Origin of the sequence: Nitratidesulfovibrio sp. HK-II (assembly GCF_003402415.2) — a bacterium.
In the GTDB taxonomy this organism is placed as follows: Bacteria; Desulfobacterota; Desulfovibrionia; order Desulfovibrionales; family Desulfovibrionaceae; genus Cupidesulfovibrio.
In genome coordinates this window covers 2904416-2924401 of the sequence record NZ_AP036014.1, presented here as the reverse complement: position 1 = coordinate 2924401, position 19986 = coordinate 2904416, and the positions used below count along the sequence as shown (strand labels likewise).

General features: G+C 68.6%; 13 protein-coding genes. 5 read left to right on the top strand and 8 right to left on the bottom strand.

The features are described from left to right. The first annotated feature begins 242 nt into the window (after positions 1–242). Positions 243–1730, top strand: coding sequence for an Asp-tRNA(Asn)/Glu-tRNA(Gln) amidotransferase subunit GatA (gene gatA / locus RVX_RS12200; RefSeq protein WP_116306082.1), 1488 nt, complete (start codon positions 243–245; stop codon positions 1728–1730). Positions 1731–1774: 44 nt separating this feature from the next. Beyond that, positions 1775–2830, top strand: coding sequence for a tRNA 2-thiouridine(34) synthase MnmA (gene mnmA / locus RVX_RS12195; protein ID WP_116306081.1), 1056 nt, complete (start codon positions 1775–1777; stop codon positions 2828–2830). A gap of 293 nt (positions 2831–3123) precedes the next feature. Here mnmA and RVX_RS12190 read toward each other — a convergent pair whose 3' ends face one another. The 5 genes from RVX_RS12190 to uvrC form a co-directional block, all read right to left on the bottom strand. After that, entirely contained in the window at positions 3124–3627 is a 504-nt protein-coding gene (locus tag RVX_RS12190) for a response regulator (RefSeq protein WP_230404600.1), read from the bottom strand. Between the two features lie 99 nt (positions 3628–3726). Continuing rightward, the gene (locus RVX_RS12185) at positions 3727–4023 is read right to left on the bottom strand and encodes a phage regulatory CII family protein (protein WP_007527085.1); all 297 of its coding nucleotides are present in this window, start codon (positions 4021–4023) and stop codon (positions 3727–3729) included. Between the two features lie 177 nt (positions 4024–4200). Continuing rightward, positions 4201–5739 (bottom strand): sigma-54-dependent transcriptional regulator, encoded by a 1539-nt coding sequence (locus RVX_RS12180; protein WP_116306079.1) that lies wholly within the window; start codon positions 5737–5739, stop codon positions 4201–4203. A gap of 14 nt (positions 5740–5753) precedes the next feature. After that, positions 5754–7298 carry a sensor histidine kinase gene (locus RVX_RS12175; protein ID WP_116306078.1) on the bottom strand — a complete coding sequence of 515 codons (1545 nt, stop codon included), beginning with the start codon at positions 7296–7298 and terminating at the stop codon, positions 5754–5756. A gap of 251 nt (positions 7299–7549) precedes the next feature. Beyond that, positions 7550–9778 carry an excinuclease ABC subunit UvrC gene (uvrC, locus tag RVX_RS12170; protein WP_116306593.1) on the bottom strand — a complete coding sequence of 743 codons (2229 nt, stop codon included), beginning with the start codon at positions 9776–9778 and terminating at the stop codon, positions 7550–7552. Positions 9779–10086: 308 nt separating this feature from the next. Between uvrC and RVX_RS12165 the strand changes: the two genes are divergently transcribed. Both RVX_RS12165 and RVX_RS12160 read left to right on the top strand, forming a co-directional pair. Next, complete coding sequence (locus RVX_RS12165; protein WP_116306077.1) at positions 10087–11484, top strand: outer membrane homotrimeric porin; 1398 nt, start codon at positions 10087–10089, stop codon at positions 11482–11484. Positions 11485–11912: 428 nt separating this feature from the next. Beyond that, positions 11913–13319, top strand: coding sequence for an outer membrane homotrimeric porin (locus RVX_RS12160; RefSeq protein ID WP_116306076.1), 1407 nt, complete (start codon positions 11913–11915; stop codon positions 13317–13319). Positions 13320–13685: 366 nt separating this feature from the next. Here RVX_RS12160 and RVX_RS12155 read toward each other — a convergent pair whose 3' ends face one another. Next, positions 13686–14357, bottom strand: a complete 672-nt coding sequence (locus RVX_RS12155; protein ID WP_116306075.1) for a CBS domain-containing protein — start codon at positions 14355–14357, stop codon at positions 13686–13688. Positions 14358–14591: 234 nt separating this feature from the next. Here RVX_RS12155 and RVX_RS12150 point away from each other — a divergent pair, with 234 nt between their 5' ends. Continuing rightward, on the top strand, positions 14592–15458 hold the full coding sequence (locus RVX_RS12150; RefSeq protein WP_116306074.1) for a YitT family protein: 867 nt from the start codon (positions 14592–14594) through the stop codon (positions 15456–15458). Between the two features lie 111 nt (positions 15459–15569). Here the strand turns inward: RVX_RS12150 and RVX_RS12145 are convergent, their stop codons facing one another. Both RVX_RS12145 and RVX_RS12140 read right to left on the bottom strand, forming a co-directional pair. Then, positions 15570–16628 (bottom strand): hypothetical protein, encoded by a 1059-nt coding sequence (locus RVX_RS12145; protein ID WP_230404599.1) that lies wholly within the window; start codon positions 16626–16628, stop codon positions 15570–15572. Positions 16629–17059: 431 nt separating this feature from the next. Then, entirely contained in the window at positions 17060–19588 is a 2529-nt protein-coding gene (locus tag RVX_RS12140; protein WP_116306072.1) for a tetratricopeptide repeat protein, read from the bottom strand. Positions 19589–19986 lie beyond the last annotated feature (398 nt).

Genomic DNA, 19986 nt, shown 5'->3' with positions numbered 1-19986 from the left:
TGCGACGGGGAAAAGGCAGAAAGAGAGGGTATCCGCCTGACGCGCGAAAGTGCGTGGCGCGTTTCCCGATGCCTGTCTGGCCCGGTGGCAGACAATGCAGGGGGGCCGGGGGAACATGTTCCCCCGGCGGGGTTCGGGGCGGAGCCCCGATTCCTTAACCCTCCTCTCTCGCAGATATTTTTCTTAAAGTTTACAGACAAGGCCCCGCGCAAGCGGCGGCATGCACAGCCAAGGATAGTGAGATGTCCGATACGTCCACCGCAATCGTTTCCCTGTCGCTGGCCGAAGTGCGCGACCGGCTGGCCCGGCGCGAACTGACGGCGGAGCAGGTCACCGCCGCGTGTCTTGACCGCATCACGGGCACCGAGCCCGCCATCGCCGCGCTGCTGACCAACCGGGGCGAGGCCGCCCTGGCGGAAGCCCGCGCGCTGGACGGGGCCGGGCCGGACCCGGCAAAGCCCCTGTGGGGCGTGCCGCTGACGGTCAAGGACGCCCTGACCACGGCGGGCACCCGCACCACCTGCGGCTCGCGCATCCTCGGCGACTTCACCCCCCACTACGATGCCTTTGCCGTGGCCCGGCTGCGCGAGGCTGGCGCGGTGATCCTGGGCAAGACCAACATGGACGAGTTCGCCATGGGCTCGTCCACGGAAAATTCCGCCTTCGCCCCCACCCGCAACCCGTGGAACGTGGCCCGCGTGCCGGGCGGCTCCAGCGGCGGTTCCGCCGCCAGCGTTGCCGCCGGGCAGTGCTTCGGGTCTCTCGGCACCGACACCGGCGGCTCCATCCGCCAGCCCGCATCCTTGTGCGGCTGCGTGGGGCTGAAGCCGACCTACGGGCGCGTCTCGCGCTTCGGCCTGGTGGCCTACGGTTCGTCGCTGGACCAGATCGGCCCGCTGACCCGCACCGTGGAGGACGCGGCCCTGCTGCTGTCGGTCATCGCCGGGCACGACCCGCGCGATGCCACCAGCGCCGCCCTGCCGGTGGACAACTATATGGGCGCGCTGGCCGCCCGCAAGGACCTGTCCGGGGTGCGCATCGGCGTGCCGCGCGAATTCCGGGGCGAGGGCATCGACCCAGAGGTGTCCGCCGCCTGTCAGGCCGCGCTGGACAAGGCGCAGGAACTGGGCGCGTCCATCGTGGACGTGGAACTGCCGCATACCCCCTACAGCATCGCGGCGTACTACATCATCGCCCCTGCCGAGGCGAGTTCCAACCTGGCCCGCTTCGACGGGGTGCGCTACGGCCGCCGGGCGGAAAGCCCGCGCGATCTGGCCGACCTGTACGTGCGCTCGCGCGCGGAAGGATTCGGCGACGAGGTGCAGCGGCGCATCATGCTGGGCACCTACGTGCTCTCGTCCGGCTATTACGACGCCTACTACCGCAAGGCTGCGCAGGTGCGCCGCCTGATCCGCGAGGACTACGAGAAGGCCCTTGCCCGGTGCGACGTGCTGTGCGGCCCGGCGTCACCGGTGACGGCGTGGGGCCTTGGCGAACTGACCAGCGACCCGCTGAAGATGTACATGATGGACGTGTTCACCCTGTCGCTGAACCTGGCGGGCCTGCCGGGCCTGTGCATTCCCGTGGGCATGGGCGGCCGTTCCGGCATGCCGGTGGGCTTGCAGATGCTGGGCCGCGCCTTTGGCGAGGGCGACCTGCTGGCGGCGGCCAACGTGCTGTCCGGAGCGCTGGGCGTGCCGGGCGTGGCCCCGGCCTGCGAGGGCGCGTAGCGCATCGGAATGATCCATATCCGCACAATGGCAGCGCACCCGGCATGAAGATCGCCGTCGCTCTCAGCGGAGGCACCGACAGCCTCTTTTCGCTTCTGCTCCTGCGGGAGCAGGGGCAGGACGTGTTCGGCCTGCACGCCCGCTTCCTGCCCCCCCGTCCGCACCAGCACCCTGGGCGGCCCGACCCGGTAGAGGCCATAGGTGCCCTGTGCGCGCGCCTTGGGGTGGACTTTCACGCCGTGGACCTGTCCGACGCCTTCGAGGAGGCCGTGGTGGCTCCGTTCATCGAGGACTACGTGGTGGGGCGCACGCCCAACCCCTGCGCCCGCTGCAACGCCACCATGAAGTTCGGCCTGCTGCTGGATGCCGCGCGCGAACTTGGCGCGGCGCGCCTGGCCACCGGCCACTACGTGCGCCAGCTGCGCCACCCGGAATGGGGCATGACCCTGCAACGCGGGGCCGACCCGGCCAAGGACCAGAGCTACTTTCTGTCGCTGGTGGAGCGCGCGCGGCTGGAACAGGCCGTGTTTCCCCTGGGCAACTGGCGCAAGGAACAGGTGAAGGCGGAACTGGCGAAGCGGAACATCGTGCCGCCGCTGCCCTCTGAAAGCCAGGAAATCTGTTTCGTGCCCGATGACGACTACCGGGCCTTCCTGCGCGAGCGGCAGGTGCGCCTGCCCGGCCCCGGCCCCATCGTGACCATGCGAGGCCGCAAGATCGGCAGCCACAAGGGGTTGTGGCAATACACCGAGGGGCAGCGGCGCGGCCTTGGCATCGCTTGGGACGAACCGCTGTACGTGGTCTCCAAGGACATGGAGAACAACGTGCTGCTGGTGGGCGGGCGCGAGCACCTGGCAGCGCGCGGCTGCCTGACCGAGGACGTGAACCTGCTGGTGGAGCCCGCCGACTGGCCTGCGGAAATCCTGGTACGCACCCGGTACCGTCAGGCTCCGCTGCCCGCGCGGGTTACCGTGGGCGACACCGGCATGGCCGTGCGCTTTCGCGAGCCGCAAACCCCGCCCGCGCGCGGGCAGGTGGCGGCGGTGTACGACGCCGAAGGGCACGTGCTGGCCGGGGGCGTCATTCTGGGGCCGGTGTAGGCAGCAACCGTCGCGGTGCAACCCGTGCGGGCCTGGTGTGGATCGCACCGGCATGGGGCCTGTAGGCAGGGCCGTGCAACCATTTGGTATCGCATACCAACGAACTGACGCCGCCTCGCGCGCACGCCGCCTTCCGCACGGAATGCGGCGTTTTTCTTTGGCGGGCAGGGGGGGGGGAGCAGCGCCGGGAAGTGGGAGAGGCATGTCGGCATTGCAACGCATCGCGCCGCCCGGTCGGATGGACGGGGCGGCGCGATGCGTCAGGTGGTGCCTGGTAGGCGGTCAGGCCGGGTTCAGCAGAGCTTGGGAAGGGGCGCCGCCATGGCGGGCCTATCCGGATGATTTGCGGTGGCGGCCAGCACGCGCTGCGTAGATACGGCGTTGAGCGCGCCGCGCAGCACGTCGGTGTCCAGCGGCTTGGGCAGCACGGCGTCCGCGCCCATGAGGTGGGCGGTGCGGATGGCGGATTCCATGTCCATGACCGGGGTGCCCCCGGACATGGCGATGACCTTCACGCCGGGAAATTCGCGGCGCAACTGGGCGATGGTTGCCAGGCCGTCCTGCTCCGGCATGATGATGTCGGTGATCACCACGTCGGCGGGGGCCACGCGCTGGCAGCTCATGCACGAGCGGCCGTTGTCCGCCGTGGCCACCTCGTGGCCCCAACTGCACAGCAGGGCTTCGAGGTAGCACAGCGTCACGGCGTCGTCGTCCACCACCAGAATCCGCACTTCGTCCTCCGTTGCAGATGCGGGTAGCCCCGCCGGGTTCCGCCGCGCCACGGCGCGGCATGTCATGCCGGTATCCGGGCAGGACGGCTGCCGCCGTGCGGCCGCGTCGTTCCACCAGGGTCGGCCAGCCGTGAGCTGGCCGGGCCGATGCGCGTGCCGGGCGGGCTAGCGCTCGGCCGACATACGCAGGGGCAGCAGGGGCCGATGGATTTCGGCGCCGCCCGCATCGGGCTCCAGCCGGTAGCCGAGCTGCCGGGCCATGTATTCCAACGGCTTGATGTTGCCGGTGTGCTTCATGATTTCAAGCAGCGTCTCGACACCCAGCTTGGCCCCGGTATCATACGGGTTGATCTCGCGGAGCAGGGTGGAGTAGGGCTTGCCGATTTCCTTGGCCAGCGCCTTGGCGGGGGTGGGGCTGTCCAGCACGATACCGTGGACGATCTTGGTCAATTCGGAAAGCATGAGCGGTCTCCTGGTTGTGGTCGGGAACGTCATGCTTGTTCGTTATCAAAAGTCATACCATGGCATTATTTTCGTGATTGATTTGTAATTGCGGGGTGTTGCGTATTTGGTGCGGGTGGTTGCCCGAGCACAATGTGTAAAATAAAGCAATCATCAGTCTTGAAAAAGATTACATTGTCACTCCTCGTTGGCTATTTCGCCGCCAATCCAGTGCCGCGCCACGCCGTGTTTGCGCAGCAGGGCGTACAACCGTTGGCGTGACAGCCCGGCCATGCGGGCGGCGCGCGAGATGTTGCCGCCGCTGGCCAGCAACAGGTGGTGCAGGTAGCCCTTTTCCACATTGCCCAGGGCCGCGGTGCGGTATTCCTTCCAGGCGGCAGGTGGATCACCCGGCATGATTTCCGTGCCGCAGGCAACGCGCGGGGGGCAGGCCGGGTGTGCGTGCGCGCCGGTGGCGGCCAAGGCCGGGCAAAGGCCCGTTGCCGGGTCCGTGCGTGCCTGGGGGGTGGGCGCGTCGTGTTCCCTGCCATGTCCGTCCGGGGTCAGGCGGTGCCGGGCCCGGCGGGCGCGCATCGGCACCGGCAGGTGTTCCGGCTGCACCACGGCTTCCTCCCGGGCCAGCAGCAGCGCCCCCTCGACCACGTTGACCAGTTCACGCACGTTGCCGGGCCAGTCGTGGGCGGCCAGCGCCTCGAACACCTCGGGGTCGAAGCCCTTGGCGGCGATGCCGTCGCGGCGGCAGATGCGGGCGGCGTGGGTGGTCGCCAGTTCACGGATGTCCTCCTTGCGTTCGCGCAGGGGGGGCAGGCGCAGTTCCACGGCTTGCAGGCGGAACAGCAGGTCCTTGCGGAACGCGCCGCGCTCGGCCATGTCCGGCAGGTTGCGGTTGGTGGCGGCCACCAGGCGGAAGTCGCTTTCCACCTCCTCCTTGCTGCCGATGGGGCGGAAACGCCGTTCCTGCAGCACGCGCAGGAAGGCCTTTTGCTGGGCCAGGGGCAGTTCGCCCACCTCGTCCAGGAACAGGGTGCCGCCGTGCGCCTGGCGAATGAGGCCGGCGCGCGATTCCATGGCCCCGGTGAACGCTCCGCGCTGGTAGCCGAACAGTTCGCTGTGCAGCAGCGAGCGCGACAGGGCCGCGCAGTCCAGGGTGATGAACGGCCCGGAGGCGCGTCGGCTGTTGCGGTGCAGGGCCCGCGCGAACAGTTCCTTGCCGGTGCCCGTTTCGCCGGTGACGAGCACGGCGGCGTCGCCCTTGGCCGCCTCGGCCAGCCGTTCCAGGCAGGCGGCTAGGCGTGGGCTGGCACCCACTATGCCCCCCGTGTCCAGCGGGCGGCGTTGCATGCGGGCTTGCCGGTCGCGGTGGCGCAGGGCGCGGTCGAGGGAGAAGCGCATCTGTTCCAGCGAGGCGGGCTTCTCCACGTAGTCCCACGCCCCATCGGTGATCGCCAGTTCCGCGCCGTCCGGGTCGCCCGCGGCGGTGACGATGATGATCTCCGGCGGGCTGGCCATGCGGCGCAGCCGGGGCAGCATGTCCAGCCCGTTGCCGTCGGGCAGGCGGACATCCAGGAACACGGCGTCGAAGGTGTCGCGTTCCAGCAGGCGCGCGCCTTCGGCCAGCGAATGCGCGGCGGATGATGCGTGGCCCTCCATCTCCATGGCGGAGCGCAGCATTTCGCAGAACAGCTCGTCGTCGTCGAGGATGAGCACGTTGGCCATGCGGGGCTCCGGGATCAGGCGCCGTCGGGAACGGGCAGCAGGATGTCCACCATGCAGCCGAGGCCAGGCCCCGCCGCCACGTCCAGCCGTCCGCCGTGGGCCCGCACGATGCCCGCCGCGCGGGCGAGGCCGCGTCCCTTGCCTTCGTGCCGGGCCTTGGTGGAAAAATAGGGGTCGCGCATGCGGCACAGGGTGTCCGCGTCCATGCCCCGGCCAGTGTCGCGCACGCGCACCCGCAGCCACCGGCCGGGCAGGCGCGGTGAAGGCGGAACAAGCGCGGTTTCCACCAGGATGCGCCCGGTCTGGTCGTCGCCGCGCAGGGCCGCTGGCGCATGCGGGTCCGCTGCCGGGTGGGAGGCGGGTGCGCTGACGGGCGCAGCTGCGGCCGCGTGGTGGCCCTGTGTCGTCGTTTGTCCCGGCTGCCCCGATTGCCCCGCTTGCCCCGCTTGCCCCGCTTGCACAGACCAGGCCGCATTGCGCCAGATTTCGGCAAAGGCCTCGCGCAGGCGGGCGGCGTCCACGCGGACCAGCGGCAGACGGTCCGCATCCGCCCGGTCCGGGGCGGGGTTTTCCGATGACGTTTTTTGCGCGGGCAGCCCGCAGGATACCGCCCAGCGGGCTTCCGGAGGCAGCTCCCCGGCCAGTTCGGCGCACCAGGCGGTGACCAGGGGGCGCAGGTCGGCGGGTTCGGCCGTCAGGTCCACGCGTCCGGCAATGGATTGGGCAAAGGCGATGACCTCCTTGGCGCGCTGGCACCCCAGGACGATGTTGTCCAGGCTGCGCACCACCATGGGGTCCACGGCGGGGTGCGGGTCGTCCACGCGTCGCGGCGCGGCATGCAGCCGCGAAATGGCGATTTCCGCGAAGCCCAGGACGGAGGCCACCACGTTGCCGAAGTCGTGCCCCAGGCCCACGGACAGCGCGTCCAGCGCCTGGCGCAGGTGGGCGTTGGGCGTTGCGGGCGGGGCGGCGGGGTGGACATGCGAAGGATCGGGCGCATGGGCGGGTTGGGGAGCGTCCGCGACGCGTCCCGGCTGAAGCGGTCCGGGTGCGGGGGGCGCAAGGGATGCGGGGACGCCAGGCAGATCGGGCAGAAGAGGCAGGTCGGGGGCGAACAGTTGCAGCAGCACGCCCATCCGTGCGGCGGATGCTGCCTGACCGGCGGGCGCCCCGGCGGCATCACGCAAATCCGGGCAGCCGGGAATGGCGCGGGCTTCTTCCATGGCCAGGGTGCGCACCAGCACGCCGCCCAGGGCGGGGGCGGGGGTGGGGCGCTGGCCCGATGGCGCGGGGGCGGGCCGTGCGTCGCCCTGCATCTCGTGCGGATTGGGCAACGAGGCCGGATGGTGACGTGAGGGCGAGGGCTCGATCAGCCAGTGCCACCCGGCGCACGGCGGGCAGCCGTCGGCAAGGGGCAGCAGGTCGTGCAGCATGGCGTCCGGCGGGAGGGCGGCAAGCCCCAGCGCACGCAGGAACAGGCCGCTCGCGCCCAGCACGCGGCCCGAGGGGGCCACCGCGCAAAGGCCGGTTCCGGCGTGGTCGTGCAGCAGACGTGTCATGTGTTCCCCGCATCCGGAGGGCGCGGCGGGAAATCCGCCGGGCTCCGTCGTGTCCCCATACTGCGCAAAGTCGCGCCGCAAGGCAATGGTCCGGGGGGGCGGAACCTGCGGTGCGGACTGGAAAAACGCAGGGGCTTCCGCAGGCCGGGAGTCTTCCGGCCCATGGATCGCGCTGGCGGCGGACGCATGGGGCCACGGATGCTTCGGGGGGGCGTGCGCCCGCCAGGCGTTGCGCCGGTCGCAGGGCAGGGTCAGCGGCTGCGCGAGGTGTCCATTTCCCGCAGGCGCTGGCGTATCTGGCGCGCCCGGCGGGGGCCGATGCCCGGCACCTCGGCCAGTTCCTTCTCGCTGGCCTCGCGCATGGCGGCCAGCGTGCCGAAGCGGTCCCACAACAGGCGGGCGGTCTTGGGGCCCACGCCCTCCACCCGCTGCAGTTCGCCGGTCAGCGCCGCCCCGGCCCGGGCGCGGCGGTGCCGCCCGATGGCGAAGTCGTGCACCGCGTCGCGCAAGTGCTGGAGAAACAGCAGTTCGGGCGCGCCGTCGCGCAGGGGCAGAGGATTGGTCCGATCGGGCAGGAAGATGCGATCGGCCACGTTGCCCGCGCGGCGGTCAGCCCGGCCGTCCTCGGTGCGGGCCTTGGCGATGGAGGCCAGGGCGAAAAGCCCCTCGCCGCCCGCCTCGCGGATGGCCCTGCGCACGGCGGAAAGCTGGCCCCTGCCGCCGTCGATCAGCACCAGGTCCGGCCATGGCGGGCCGGAGGCAATGCGCCGCCGCGCCCATTCGGCCAGGGCGGCGTAGTCGTCGCCCGCCGTGAAGGACGCAGCCGGAAGGGATGGGGGGGCAGGCGATTCGGCAGGTGTGGGCGTGGGGTCGCCCCCTGCGTGGGCGGGGCTGCCCGCGATTGTCGCGACCGCGAGCGGTCCGGCATGGCCGACATCCCCGGAAGGGGACTCGTGCCCGGCGGAGCGGCATGCCGGATGGGCAGCGGAACTGTCCAGGGGGGAATCTCCGGGCCGGTCCGCAGGGCGGTCCACTGGGCGATCGAGGGCGTAGGCCCGCCAGGCGTCGCGCACGGGGCGGCCATCCTCGAAGACCACCATGCCCGCGCGGGTGGACCGGCCCCCGGTGTGCGAAATGTCCACGGCCTCCACCCGGCGCACCGGTTCGGAAAGATGCAGGGCACGGGCCAGCAGTTCCGGCAGGGGGGCTTCGGTCTCGCGGCGGGCATGCTCGCGCGCGTTGGCGGCGGCCATGTCCACCAGCCGGTTTTCCTCGGGCGAGCGGGGGGCCGTGATGCGCACCGGGCCGCCACGCAGGTCGGCCAGAGTTTCCTCTATGGCGCGCAGGCTCATGTCGGTGGCCGCCTGGGGGGCGAGCATGCCGGGGGCGGCGGGCATGCCGGGCACGCTGGCCATGTCCTGCCCGCCCTGCCCGTCCTGCCCGTCCAGTCCGCCTGGCGCAGCGGTGTCGCCGGAATCACCCGCGTCGTCGCCGTCCACCGTCACCGGCAGCCAGGGCACCACGATGCGCGCGGGAATGGCCGAATGCGGGCCGTAAAACTGGCCGAGGAAGCTCAACAACAGTTCCGGGGCCTCCTCAAAGCCCAGGCCCGGCCACAGGAAGGCCCGGCCGTCCAGCACCGCCCCCTGGCGCACGAACAGCACGCCAAGCCCAAGCCCGCCGCCTGTGTCCACGATGCCCACCACGTCCAGATCGCCGCCGCCCGGCAGCACGGCGGCCTGGCGTTCCACGGTGCGCTCCACGGCCTTGATCTGGTCGCGCAGCGCGGCCGCCCGTTCGAACTCCAGCGCCTCGGAGGCGGTTTCCATCTCCGCGCGCAGTTGCCCGACAAGTTCGCCCGAACGGCCCGAGAGCAGCATCTCCACCCGCTGCACCAGCGCGGCGTAGTCCTCTTTGGGCACGTCGAACACGCACGGGGCAAGGCACTGCCCTATGTAATGATACAGGCAGGGGCGCACCCGGTTCTCCAGCGCCCTGTCGGTGCAGCGGCGCAGGGGAAAGGCGCGGTGGATGGCCTTCCACGTTGCGCGGGCCGCCCCGGCCGAGGTGAACGGCCCGTAGTACTGCGCCCCGTCGCGGCGCACCGCGCGCACGATGTCCAGGCGCGGGTAAGGATGTTTTTTCTGCAGCCGGAACAGCACGTACTGCTTGTCGTCGCGCAGTACGATGTTGTAGCGCGGCCGATGCTTCTTGATCAGGCTGGCTTCCAGCAGCAGCGCCTCTTTTTCGGTGGTGGTGCTGAGGGTGTCCAGGCGTTCGGCCTGGCGCAGCATGGCAAGTGTCTTCGGGGTATGGGGCGGTTGGGGTGGGGGCGCGCCCTCGGCGGCCTCGCGGAAATAGGACGCGACGCGGCGGCGCAGGTGCTTGGCCTTGCCCACGTACAGGATGCGCCCGGCGGCGTCCTTGTACAGGTAGACGCCGGGCGTATCGGGAATGCTCGACATGACGGGCTTTTGCATGCGAAGGGGGGCGGCCCGCCAGTGCGGAGCCATGTGTCAAAAACGTGACGTTCAGGTTGCGTCATGGTCGCGCCGGGGGGAGCGGGCGCGCTGCGTCGCGGTCTGGTCTCACCCATCGGGCGGCGCGCGTCAAGCATTGCCGGGCAGCAGGGCGGCTTTGCCCGATCCGGGGCTAAAAACTTCTACCGTAAAAAAAATTTTACACCGGCCCTTGCCAAGGGTTTTCGGGTGGAGTATCTTGCACCCGAACCTTGTGTTCCCGCGTCAGGAACATCGCACTTGAACCGCAAAGGAAGGAAGGGAAAACAATGAAGCGCATCGTTACTCTGATGCTCGCCGCCATGCTGGTGCTCGGCTCCGTCGCCGGCGCCTCGGCCGCCGACATCAAGGCGAAAGGCCAGTGGGACTTCAGCTTTGAATGGCTGGACAACACCAACTTCCAGGATGGTGATCAGGACAACGCTGGCGAAGACGACTTCGGCGCCAAGCAGCGCCTGCGCACCCAGATCGACATCATCGCCAGCGAAAACCTGCGCGGCGTGGTGTACTTTGAAATGGGCGACACCGTGTGGGGCCGCACCGACGGCGCCCTCGGCACCGACGGCAAGTCCGTTGAAGTGAAGCGTTCGTACATCGACTGGGTTGTGCCCAACACCGACCTGATGGTCCGCATGGGCCTGCAGGGCCTGGCCCTGCCCGGCGCCGTGGCCGGTTCCCCGATCATGGACGACGACGTGGCCGCCCTTACCCTGGCCTACAAGTTCAACGACATGGTCGGCCTGACCGCCTTCTGGGCGCGTCCGTACGACACCGCCGGCAACGAAAGCAGCGACAACAACACCTTCGACGAAATGGACGTGTTCGGCGTCGTGGTGCCCGTGACCCTCGACGGCGCGAAGATCACCCCCTACGCTGTGTACGCCTCCGTGGGCAAGGACGTGCCCGTTTCCTCCACCACCCCGACCGACTACAACGGTTCGTCCTACCAGCAGGCCATCTACGGCCTGCGTCCGGCCAACGCTCCCTCGGCCTTTGGTGACGACACCAACGCCTGGTGGGCTGGCGCCGCCTTTGAACTGACCATGTTCTCGCCCCTGTCGTTCAAGATGGACGCCATGTACGGCAACGTGGACGCCGAAGAAATTGGCAACATCGATATGGACCGCTCCGGCTGGATGGTCATCGGCGCCGTCGACTACAAGATGGACATGATGACCCCCGGTCTCTTCGCCTGGTACGCCTCTGGTGACGACGACGACCAGACCAACGGCTCCGAGCGCATGCCTTACATCTCGCCCGACTTCGGCCCGACCTCGTTCGGCACCGACAAGGTGGGCGCGCCCATCGCGACCGACTCCATCGTGTCCGTCAGCGGTACCGGTACCTGGGGCGTTGGCGTGCAGCTGGCCAACATCTCCTTCGTGGAGAACCTGAAGCACACCCTGCGTGCCACCTACTACCGCGGCACCAACGACGAAGAAATGGCCAACTACACCTCCCTGCGCAACACCACCAACGGTCTGTACCTGACCGAAGAAGACAGCGCCTGGGAAGTGAACTTCGACCACTTCTACAAGATCTACGAGAACCTGGACCTGATCGTCGAAATGGGCTACATCAAGGCCGACCTCGACGAAGATACCTGGGGCACCGACGAGTTCAGCGACGCTTGGAAGCTGGGCTTCAACCTCAAGTACAGCTTCTAGGTTGCACTGTTCCTGACGCACCCCGGGGGGAGGCCGCAAGGCCTCCCCTTTTTTCGTCCAACGTAGAGGGCCACCCGGCATGGTGGCCCTCTACGTGTTTGTCGGGGGTGGAATGGTCATGCGGAAACGGGGCGGCGTGCTCCAAGGTTTCCATCGCCGGGAGCGGCAGGCGGGCGTTCTCGTGTCGTTGTGGTGTGTGTGGGGGAGGGGCGCGTGAAGTCTGGAACCGGACAGGCTAGGGGGGATGTGTGACGCGCCGATGCCCACGGCGTGTGGCCCGCGAGCATTGCCATTTTTGTCGTGCAAAAAATGCCCTCCACAATGGGGGTAAAGAGGCCGTCGTGGGATTGTTGCCAAAATTTTAAACTTCGGATACGTAATCAAGGTGGTTTCAGGCATCCCCAACAGCAAAGAAGGAAGGATACTCCATGAAACGTTTTGCTACCCTGATGCTGGCCTTCGCGCTGGTGCTGGGCGCCATCTCCGGCGCGCAGGCCGCCACCATCAAGGCCAAGGGCCAGTGGGCCTTTGACTTCTCGTGGCTCGACAGCGGCGACTTCACCTCCCAGGATGACGATGGCAACAGCGACGACGACTTCTCCGCCAGCCAGCGCTTCCGCACCCAGGTTGACGTCATCGCCAGCGAAGCCCTGAAGGGCGTCGTGTTCTTTGAAGTGGGCACCACCGTGTGGGGCCGTACCGACGGCGCCCTCGGCACCGACGGCAAGTCCGTCGAAGTCCGTCGTTCGTACATCGACTGGATCGTGCCCAACACCGACGTGAAGGTCCGCATGGGTCTGCAGGGCCTGTCCCTGCCCGGCGCTGTTGCTCCTTCCTCCATGGTGTTCGATGACGACGTGGCCGGCCTGACCGTGTCCTACGCCATCAACGACAACGTCGGCGTGACCGCCCTGTGGGCCCGCCCTGTTGACGCTTCCGGCAACGAAGGCAGCGACAACAACACCTACGACGAAGTCGACATGTTCGCCCTCGTGGTGCCCGTGACCCTGGACGGCTTCAAGATCACCCCCTACGGCGCGTACGCTTCCGTGGGCAAGGACGCCAACTTCACCGGCGTCACCAACGGCGGCGCCGAATTCCTGTCCGGCATGCTGAGCATGACCGAATTCGCCAACGGCGCCATCGACAGCTCCTCCAGCACCTATGATGCCTGGTGGGGCGGCGCTGCCTTCGAAATGACCTACTTCGCTCCCTTCTCCCTGAAGATGGACGCCGTGTACGGCTCCAAGACCGCCGACGACGACGCCGAATCCGCCGAGCGCTCTGGCTGGATCGTGGCTGCCCTTGCCGAGTACAAGCTCGACATGGTCACCCCCGGTATCCTGGCCTGGTACGGCTCTGGTGAAGACGACGACCTCGACAACGGCTCCGAGCGCATGCCCTCCGTCTCCCCCACCGGTTGGGGCGTGACCAGCTTCGGCTACCCCGGTTCCGTGTACCGTCAGGACACCTACTTCGGCCTGAACGGCGCTGGCACCTGGGCCGTGGGCCTGCAGCTGGCCGACATCTCCTTCATGGAGAACCTGTCGCACGTGTTCCGCCTTGTGTACATGAAGGGCACCAACGATGCCGACGTGATCAAGAACAACGCTGGCGTGCGTGACGCCTTCACCCCCGGCAACACCTACGTGTTCCTGACCGACGAAGACAGCGCCATCGAAGTGAACTTCGACACCACCTACAAGATCTACGAGAACCTCTCCCTCGTGGTCGAAATGGGCTGGATCAAGCTCGACATGGACGAAGACACCTGGGCCGACCAGGACTTCTCCGACGCCAAGAAGCTGGTCTTCAACTTCGTTTACGACTTCTAAGCCTTACCCTGCCTGATTCCACACACCCCGCCGGGGGCCGCAAGGCCCCCGGTTTTTCATTTGCTGCGTCAGGTTGGCATGGCGGCGTGCGAAGGCGCGCCATTCTTCAGTGCAGTTCCCGCCTCACGCTCGTCCGGCGTGGCGGTGACCTGCCTGGGATACGGGCAATGCCCTGCCGTGCCCGACAGGTTGGGCGCGCCCTGCATGCCAACCCGAAGGGGGCTGGGGTATGGCCGCACCGCCGCCCCCAATTTTCCCTATCCCTCTCCGCCCACAACGCGAAACGGCCCGCCGAGTCGCGGTTGCACCGGACGGGCGGGCCGTGCTGGCCATATCTTCTGGCGGCGGTGCCGCCTGGTGCTCGCGCTAGGCGGGGTGCACGTTGTCGCGCGCCCAGTACATGAGCGGAAAGCGCCCCTTCACCGCTTCGATGATGCGGTTTTCCTCGGCGCGGTCCATGGGCAGGATGCGGATGTACACGCGGCGCGTGGGCCCGGTGCTGTCGTCCATGGAGGTAAGGATGGAGATGATGCGCGCGTTGTGTTCGCGCAGGGTATCCACGATGGGCTTCAGCGTGCCGGGAGTGTTCTCCAGTTCAAAGGCGAACTGCACGCCGCCGTGGCGCACGCCGGTGATGGTGATGAGCACCTTGAACACGTCGCTGTCCGAGATGATGCCCACCAGCTTGCCGCCGTCGTCGATCACGGGCAGGCCGCCTATGCGCTTCTCGATCATGTTCAGGGCCACGGTTTCCACGGTGTCTTCGGCGCGCACGGTGAACGGGTCGCGCGTCATGATGTCTTTGACCTTGATTTCGGAAAGCAGATAGTACAGCTCGTGCATGTCGAGCGTCGTGGCCTTGGAGGGCGAGGCTTCCTTGATGTCCCGGTCGGAGACGATGCCGATGAGCCGCCCTTCGGCGTCCACCACGGGCAACCGGCGGATGCGGTTCTCCTTGAGTATCTTGGACGCCTTCATCATTGACGTGTCAGGCGTGACGGTGATGACATCCTTGGTCATCCATTCGCGGATGAGCATGCGGTGAATCCTCCTTCGTCGCGGGTGGCGCGCGTTGATGGTCTAGGGTATCCTGTTGGAACCATTCTATACCTGTTTCCGGGGGGAGCACAACCACCCGGAGCGGTCCTGCCCCGTGCCCCGGACGGGAACGTCGATAGCATGGGCTTGCGCGGCAACGCCCGTCGACGCTTGTCGCGCCCGGCGACCGTGGAGCCGCCGGACCGTCGCACCACGCATACGAAAGGAACAGCCATGCTTGAAAGGGAATTGCGCAACGTCAGCATGACCGTTTGGTGGAACATCGCGCTGCTCACCATCGGCGGCACGCTGTTCTCGCTGGGCATGAAGTCCATCGCCGTGCCGCACGGCTTCATCTCCGGCGGCATCTTCGGCACCGGCATGTACATCTACTACGCCACGGGCATGCTGTCGCCCGCCTTGTGGTACGTGCTGCTCAACCTGCCCATCTTCGTGCTGGGGTGGCTGTTCGTGAGCCGCCGCTTCTTTCTGTACAGCCTGTACGGAACGGCGGTCACCTCGCTTGCCGCACAGTTCATCACCTGGCAGGCGCACATCAACAACCCGCTGCTGGCGGCCGTGGCAGCGGGCACTGTGTGCGGGGCGGGCCTGGGCATCGTGCTGCGGTCGCTGGGCAGCGAAGGCGGGCTGACCATCATCGCCATCATGCTGCACCAGCGTTGGAACATTCGAGTCGGGCAAGTCAGCTTCGCCTACAATTTCGCGCTGTTCATGGTGGGGCTGGCCACGCTGGACGTGGACACGGTGCTCTATTCCATCATTCTCGTGTATACGTATTCACAGGGCATGGACTATGTGCATTCGCTGTTCAACGAGCGCAAGATGGTGTTCGTCATATCCGAATGCGCCGAATGCATTGCAGCGGAGATATTGCAGCACCTGCACCGTGGCGCCACCTTCCTGAACGGCAAGGGGGCCTTTACCGGGCGCGAGAAGCAGGTGCTGATGACGGTGGTGCAGAACTACCAGTTGAAGCGCCTGGAAGAGACGGTGTTCCGGCACGACCCCAATGCGTTCATGATCATCGAGAATACCTTCAACGTGCTCGGGACGGGATTCTCCAGCCGCAAGATCTATTAGCTGCTCCAGGTTCGAGTGTTTCGTGAAAAGGCGGCGGGCCGGGGTGTTCCCCGGCCCGCCGCATGTCGTTTCTGACTTTGCCGGATATGCGCGGGTGCCCCGAATCCGGGCTTACTCCGTATCCAGCACGTGCAGGCTGGCGCACAGGGCGGCCAATGTGGCGGGGGCTGGTTGCCCGGCGCTGCGCAGGCAGACAGAGACCAGCTTGTTCTCGTCGGCGACCAGCCATGCCGCGCCGGTCTCGTGCATGTCTCCCCGGGCCAGCCTGCCGATGACCGGCAACGCGCCCAGCAGGGGGCGGCGCAGCACGCGCTGCCAGGCGGCCGCCTCTTTCGCGCGGGGCGGCTGGCAGTGGGGCAGGCGCGAACGCACCTCCCCGGTGTCCACCCCGGCGCGGCGGGCGGCCCAGTGCCGCAAGGGAACGCCTTGCAACACCACGTTGGCGGGTGAAAGGCGCTCCACGGTCAGGGTGTCCGCGTCGCGCCGAAAGTGCAGCGCGCAAAGCCCCGGCCGAAAGGTGAAGTCGCGCAGGGTGAAGCCGGGGGGCACGTCCAGCCCGAGATCATGAAGGCGGAAGGGCATTGCCTCGCGCCCGGAATGCAGCCGCAGGGTGGTCAGCACCGTGGCGGCCTGCAGCAGGGCGGCCTCGTCGGGTTCGGGCGCGTGCAGCCTGCTGACTGCTGGCGCGGCGGGCGCGCGCCCGCGTCGCAGAGAGTTGGCGGCGTCTGGGCTGATAGGGTCTGGGCCGATAGCGTCTGGACTGCTTGCGTCCGGGCCGGGCGTGTCCATGCCTTCGGTGCGGGGGGAAGGCGCAAGCAGAAAGCGCACTTCGATGCTGCACCGCGCCGCAGCGTCATGGCACAGGGCGCCGCAGCCGCCGAGCCACGCAAACGGCACGTAGGCCAGCCGGGGGCGCAACGCGGCCAGCACCTGCGCCCAGCGGGCGGGTACGCGGCGCGGGTCCGCGGTGAAGCCGGGCTGGCGGCGGTTCTGGCGCTCCAGGGCGGCGCGGCGGCGCGGGGTGGAAAACTCCGCGGGGTCGGGGCGCCATGCGCATTCCAGCATGATGCGGCCGTGCCGGGCCAGCGACAGGAAGTGATGTTCCACGTCGGCGGGGCGCCAGTCGCCCGGGACGGAAAGGCTGATGCCGTTCCAGGCAAGGCGTCGCAAGTGTGGTTCGGATGGGGCGGGCGCGGGGTCCATGGTGTGCCGGTGCTCGGTGACCGGAGGTGTAGGGGGATGGGGGCGTGGCCTGCATGGGCGTGGCATCGGCGGCAGGTTGGGCAGGAGCGCCGATGCGGGGAATGCCCACGGTGAGGAGATGCAACGCCCATGGCGTTCCGCCTATGGGGTTCCTCACGTTGAAAGAGTACCCAATCAATCGGTAGGGCGCAAGGGGGGCCGGGCAACGGTCGCGGGGTGCCGCCTCTGGTCGTGCCGTCATCCCGCGCGAAACTTCCCCCATGCGGAACACGGGCCGCACCGGTCCATGCCGGGCGGGTTTGCCGAAGCGGGCCGCATTCCGACACGCGCGTCGACTCCGGCCACGGCGGTCAGCCGTGCCGAAGCGCCGTCCTTTCGTTTGCGAATGCGGGGCGGGCTCAGCGCTCCCCGGCCCGCAGCAGCGCCTCGCGCGCGTCGTGCTCGCGGCCGCGCACTTGCAGGGCGCGGGCCAGTTCCAGCCAGCCCTGCTTCAGGTCCGGGCGCAGGGCCACGCTCTGGCGGGCCATCACTTCCGCGATTTCCGGGTCCTCGCCGCCGTCCAGATACAGCCGCGCCATGAGTTGCAAGGCGATGGCGTCCTGCGGGTTGTGCAGCAACGCCTCGTGCAGGTGTTCGCGTGCCTCGTCGGGGCGGCCCTGGCGCATGCACAGCCGGGCCAGGTGGCGGCAGGTCAGCGCCGCGCCGCCGTCCAGCTTCGCGGCCTTGGTGTAGTACTGCCGGGCCTGGGCGAAGCGCTTCTCGCCCTCGGCCAGCTGGCCCAGGCGGATCAGCGCGTAAACGTGCCCCGGCGCGTTGCGCAGGCACTTGCGGAAGCAGTCGCGCGCCTCCGTCGTTTCGCCCTCGGACTGGCAGACGGTGCCCAGGTTGTACAGGGCCATGGGGTCGCCGGGCTTGCGGGCCAGCGCCTCGCCGAAGTGCCGCCGCGCCTCGGAATGCCGACCCAGCCCCGCCATGCATACCCCCAGCGAGTTCCAGGCCATGGTGTTGTTCTCGTCGGCCAGCAGGGCCAGCTTGTATTCCTCGATGGCTCCGAAGGTGTCGCCCAGGCTGTAGCGCTTGTCGGCGCTGATGTTCAGGGCCAGCGAATCCAGCACGCCCACGCGCGGCGCGGGCAGCAGCATGGCGTATTCCAGGGCCTTCAGGCAGTTTTCCAGCGCGTCGGCCTTGCGGTAGCTGAGGTACGGATGGCAGGCCACGCCCACGGCGGCTCCGATGCGCAGGCGGCGTTCCAGTTCGTCGCACAGCGCGGCATACTGGGCGCGCGCGCCGTCCGTTCCATTCGCTCCATCGGGCGTCATGCCGGGGTGGAAGAAGATCAGGCTGTTCAGGCCGTAGCGTCCGCCCAGCGCCTGCGGCCCCAGCAGGTCGCGGCACATCTGGGCGGCCTCGGCCATGAGCTGCTCGGGATGCGCGGCCCGGCCCTCCGGTTCGCGTCCCTCGTCCGACAGGCGGATGAGCGCCAGGGCGAAGGCGTCGCAGGTTTCGCGCTCCGCGCTCCAGCGGGCCAGGAAATCGCCGTGGCGGAACAGGCCCGTCAGGGGATCGGTGCGTGGGGATTCCCCGCCGCCGTCGCGCACGGTGACGCCCTTTTCCTCCGGCAGCAGGGTCAGCCGGTCGCCCGGCTCCACGGACCAGGTGGGGTCGCCCACGTGCATGATTTCGGCCAGCGAGGTGTTGTCGCGCACCTCCATCAGCACCACCTCGCCCTTGTACAGGGGCTGGCGCGGCTCCTGCGAGCCGCCGCGCACGGGGTAGGCCACCGACCACACGGAAAAGCGCTGCCCCTCGCGGGCGTTCATGTTGCCGCCAAGGCTCACCACCACCCGCGACAGGGGCAGTGTTTCCAGCACCCGGCCCCCTTCGGCGAGGATGCGTGAAAAACCCATGACCGGAACGCCGGATGCGGCGTCGCCGCTTCTGCCGTCACCGGTTCGGCCGTCCGCGTCGCCGGAGTGCATGGCGGCGGCCTCCACGGCCACGGCGGCGGCCAGGCGCGCCTTGCGCAGCAGCACCCGGGCCTGCTCCCCGTGGTCGCGGGCAAAGGCCGCGCCTTCCATGTCCTGCGGATAGATGGCGAACCCGGCGGAAACCGCCACCCCCACCGGTTCGTCGGTGAGCCCGCAGGTGATGGTCACCCCGCGCAGGCGGCGCACCATTTCCACGGCCAGCTTGCGGCAGCCGCCCGACGTGCCCGCAGGCACGAACAGGGCGAATTCGAAATCGCCGGTGCGCGCGGCCAGGGCCTGTTCCGGCGCGGCGTTGCGCAGTTCCTCGGCCAGCGCGGCGATGAGTCGGTCGGCGAAGACGTAGCCGTGATCGCGCGCCACCTCGCGCAGGCTGCCCAGGCGCACGGCGATGACGCCCATGCTGGCCCGGTGCCCGGCGGCCAGGTCGCACTTGCCTTCCGAGGCGGTGGAGAAACAGTCGCGAATGCAGTCCACCTCGCGCGCGATGGCGTCCAGCAAATGCTGCCGCGTGGCCAGGCCGGTGACCGGGTCGGTCAGGCTGGCCTTGTACAGTTGCAGGTTTTCCAGGCACAGCGCGGCCACGCCCGGCAGCACGGGCGAAAGCGCACGCGCCGTGCGCGCGGCGACGCCACGCGCCACGAACACGCCAAGCTGTTCGCCCTGGTGCACCAGGGGCACCAGCAGCTTGCGTTCCTGCGGCAGCCACAGCGGTTCCGGCCCGCTGGCGGCGCGGGGAAAATAGAGGCTGTAGGCCTTGAAGGACAGCACGCGGGCCATGGCGTCGCGCAGGCGGTGTTCGAAGGCGATCAGGTCGCGCCGGGTGAGGCTGACGTGCCGTTCGGGCCGTGCGGGGCGGCAGGCGTCGGCGGCCGGGACGGCGGGCTGTGCGGAAACTCCGGACTCGGCGGAGCGGGGGGCTGTGGGCTGCTTCATGGACATGGCTTATACCGTCTTTCCGCACCGTTGGAAAGGCGTGCAGCCAAGCGCGAGCGTGGTGCAAGGCCTGGGGTGGAGGGGGCGGCCCGAGGGCGTGCAGAAACGTCTCCTTCAAGGCGAAGGCCGGGTGGCGGGCGGCTGCCAGCCGGTCTGCGGCTGTCTGAAATCCGCAGCCCACGGGAGCGGTTGAACCGCGCGATGGCTTGGGCTATGCTGCGAACCGTCCGATCTGTCCGCACCGTCCGGGTTGGCCACTCTGTTTGAACTGGCCGACCTGTTCGCCCTGTTCGCCTTATCCGGGCAGACTGGCCTGCCAGCGCGGTGATGCTCGGCACGGACCATGCCGCGTCCGCCGCCGCGCGCCTCCTCCGCGTGCCGTCCGGCAGCGTTCCCCCTGTGTC